The organism is Herbidospora sp. RD11066 (assembly GCF_054661255.1).
This window is the reverse complement of the sequence record NZ_BAAGDO010000301.1, coordinates 1-246: the sequence shown is the minus strand read 5'-3', so window position 1 is coordinate 246 and position 246 is coordinate 1. Positions and strand designations below refer to the sequence as shown.

The window sequence follows — 246 nt, the reverse complement described above, 5'->3', positions numbered from 1 at the left end:
CAGTTTCGGATTTCGTCTTCCTAAACTGAATTTTCAGATTGATTTAAAGGCTGGGAAATAGGCAGCATGTATCGTTCGCACCTGCTCTCGGTGTTAATAGCGGTGATTCTTGGCTTACAAATTGTGGCATGCGATGATGTTCCTGTCCAAGTCAACGTCCCCGTCGACGACTGTGTGCCTGGAGATATGCAGGTTGAGGAACTCACAAAGGGCAACCGTCGTGTCTCCCAGCTGTCTAATGGTGAC

The 246-nt window shown here is 48.4% G+C and carries 1 protein-coding gene; it reads left to right on the top strand.

Annotated elements, in window-relative coordinates; translation table 11 throughout:
• Nucleotides 1-66 precede the first annotated feature (66 nt).
• On the top strand, nt 67-246 hold a 180-nt coding region (locus tag ACYQ78_RS39970; protein WP_459806210.1), incomplete at its 3' end, for a hypothetical protein.